Origin of the sequence: Streptomyces sp. PU-14G (genome assembly GCF_041028275.1) — a bacterium.
In the GTDB taxonomy this organism is placed as follows: domain Bacteria; phylum Actinomycetota; class Actinomycetes; order Streptomycetales; family Streptomycetaceae; genus Streptomyces.
This window is the reverse complement of the sequence record NZ_JASKYT010000539.1, coordinates 1-3,065: the sequence shown is the minus strand read 5'-3', so window position 1 is coordinate 3,065 and position 3,065 is coordinate 1. Positions and strand designations below refer to the sequence as shown.

Genomic DNA, 3,065 nt, shown 5'->3' with positions numbered 1-3,065 from the left:
CGCCGTGGTTCATGGAGGGGGTGGCGTACGGGTCCCAGAAAAGCTGGGCGTCGTAGTGGGTGTGCGGGTCAACGAACCCGGGGGCCAGGACGAGCCCGGTCGCGTCCTGCCGGGTGCGGGACTGCTCACGGACGGTGCCGGGCTCGGCGACGAGAGCGATGCGGCCTTCGCGCAGGCCGACGTCGGCGCAGTACGCCGGTGCTCCGGTGCCGTCGACGACGGTGGCGCCCGTGATGAGGTGGTCAAGCATGCTGCGCACGTCCTCCCTTTGGTCGTCATGAGTGGTCCGGCCCTCGCAGCCACCGCTGATGGAAAGTCCGGCTGTCCGGGCGGCTCGGCCCTCGCAGTCGCCGCTCCTGAGACGTCCGGCTGTCCGGGCGGCTCGGCCCTCGCAATCGCCGCCCTTGAGACGTCCGGCTCCCCAGGCGGCCCGGCTCTCGTGGCGCTTTCGGTGACGTTCGTCTCGGGGCGCTCCGGGTGACGCTGGTCCCGCGGCGCTCCCGGTGACGCTGGTCCCGCGGCGCTCCCGGTGACGCTGGTCCCGCGGCGCTCCCGGTGACGCTCGGCAAAGGCCGGCTCAGCTGCGTGCCGCGTCGCGGAAGCGGGTGGTGCGGTGCACGGGGTCGGTGTCGATCTGCGGGATGACGTGCTCGCCGATGAGCTTGATGGTGTTCATCGTGTCCTCGTAGCTGATCCCGATGGGCAGCCCGAAGGAGAGCTGGTCGGCCCCGGCCTGTTCCCAGCGCTTGCACTGGCGCAGCACTTCTTCCGGGTTCCCGCAGATCATCAGTTCCTCGGCGATGAGCAGGTCGACGATCTCCGCCGTGTACTCGGGGATCAGCTCCGGCCACTGGGGGATGCCCTCGGGGCGGGGGAAGGTGTCGTGGTAGCGGAAGAGGAGCGACTGGAGGTAGTTCAGGCCGCCGCTCACGGCGATCTGCTTGGCCTTCTCGGTGGTCTCGGCGCAGATCGCGGTGGAGGTGACCATGACGTTGTCGTTGACGTATCCGCCGACGGGCTCCGCGTCTCCCACGGCCCCCTTGTAGGAGTCGACGACCCACTCCATGTCGGAGACCTTCTGCACGCTGAAGCCGAGCACCCCCAGCCCCTTCTTCGCCGCCATCGCGTACGAGGAGGGCGAGCCTGCCGCATACCACATCGCCGGGTGTGAGCCCCCGTACGGCTTGGGAAGGATCTTGCGTGGGGGCAACGACCAGTGCTTCCCCTGAAACCCCTGGTACTCGTCCTGCAGCCACATCCTGGGGAACTCGGCGATCGTCTCTTCCCAGATCTCCTTGGTGTGGTTCATGTCGGTGATGCCCGGCAGGAACCCGAGGATCTCGTGGGAGCCGGCCCCGCGGCCCGAACCGAACTCCATCCGGCCGCCGGAGAGGTGGTCGAGCATGGCGACCTTCTCGGCGACCTTCACCGGGTGGTTGACCTGGGGCAGCGGGTTGAAGATGCCGGAGCCGAGGTGGATGCGCTCGGTGGCGTGCGCCAGGTACCCGAGGAAGACGTCGTTGGCGGACAGGTGGCTGTACTCCTCCAGGAAGTGGTGCTCGGAGGCCCAGGCGTACTTGAAGCCCGACCTGTCCGCCTGGATGACGTACTCGGTCTCCTCGACCAGTGCCTTGTGCTCGGCCTGCGGATCGGTCCTGGCCCGCGCGGCGGGCACGTATCCCTGAACAAAGAGCCCGAATTCCACGGTGTCATCTCTCCCTCGGTGCGTTTCCGACGGCAGAAACCTGACGGGCCGTCAGATCGTGTCGCGTCCGACTCTGGCACCGCGGGGTGAAGGCGTCAATACGGTGGGCGGCGCCTCGGCCGCACCCCGGACCGGAGGGTGCCACCCGAGACGGACCGGCAGAGAAACGGGTAATCGGGCACCAAGGGGGAGGACATGCCGCGACTCAGGGCACGCTGGCGCAACACGTGACGAGTCGGCGCCACGCGAGCAGGCTGACGCGCCCTCGGACGGCGCCGCAGTTGTGAAGAAAGCGCGAAGGATTGGTCACCGAAACCGTCGGCCCTTGCGAAGTCTTCCTGAGAGAAGCACAGGAGTGTTCTCCGCAGGCCCCCACCCCGTTTCACGAGCGAAGCAGCAAATCGTCCGTCCCGTCTGGACGGCGCACGGATCTCACAACACGGAGACGCCCGCCAGCCAGCCGCCGTCGACGACCAGGGGCTGCCCCGTGACGTACGAGGAGTCCGCACAGCTGAGGAACAGAGCCGCCCGCGCCACCTCCTCGGGGCGCCCCATACGGCCCTGAGGGATGAGCTTCGCGTAGAAGGCGTCCGTGTCGCTCTCCCCCGCCGCGGCACCGTCCAGCGGCAGCCCGCTGTCCACGGCCCTGGCGGGGTTCGTCATCGGGGTGTCGATCGCGCCGGGGCACAGCGCGTTCACGCGCACCCCCTTGTCCGCCAACTCCATCGACGCCACACGGGTCATGCCCACGATGGCGGCCTTGCTCGCGGCGTACGCGGTCAGAAAGGCCATGCCCGTCAGCGCCGCGTAGGAGGCGGTGTTGACGATGGTGCCGCCGCCCGCGCGGACGAGGCGCGGGGCGAGGGTCTTCATTCCCAGGAAACAGCCGGTCTGGTTGACCTCGACGACCTCGCGGAACTCCTCCACCGGAGTGCCGGACAACTCGTTGAAGCGCAGGACGCCCGCGTTGTTGACGAGACCGTCCACCGCGCCGAAAGTCTGCTCAGCGGCGTCGGCAGCCGCCCGCCAGCTCTCCTCGTCGCGCACGTCCAGATGCACGTAGAGCGCACGCTCACGGCCCAGCTGCGCCGCCACTTCCTCGCCCTGGGCGTCCAGCACGTCGCCCAGCACCACCTTGCCGCCCTCGGCCGCGAACAGCCGTGCCTCCTCGGCACCCTGGCCCCGCGCGGCCCCGCTGACGAGAAGTACCCGCCCTTCCAGCTTGCCCATCACGACCTCCTCGAAGAACGACGACGGCGCGTACCCGAACGGCACCCGTCCGCACGGACGGCACCCTCCGCACGGACGGCGCCCTCCGAACGGACGGGGCCGCGCGCTGCTCCGCCCCGGCCCACGGCCC

At 69.4% G+C, this 3,065-nt stretch carries 3 protein-coding genes; all 3 read right to left on the bottom strand.

What is annotated here, in order from left to right:
• The coding region (locus AB8Z75_RS33010) for an amidohydrolase family protein (protein ID WP_369208515.1) at positions 1–250 on the bottom strand (250 nt) is incomplete at its 3' end.
• Positions 251–577: 327 nt separating this feature from the next.
• Positions 578–1,705, bottom strand: a complete 1,128-nt coding sequence (locus AB8Z75_RS33005; protein WP_369208513.1) for an LLM class flavin-dependent oxidoreductase — start codon at positions 1,703–1,705, stop codon at positions 578–580.
• 432 nt (positions 1,706–2,137) lie between these two features.
• A complete protein-coding gene (locus AB8Z75_RS33000; RefSeq protein ID WP_369208511.1) occupies positions 2,138–2,935 on the bottom strand; it encodes an SDR family NAD(P)-dependent oxidoreductase in 798 nt (265 codons plus the stop codon).
• Between the last annotated feature and the right edge of the window lie 130 nt (positions 2,936–3,065).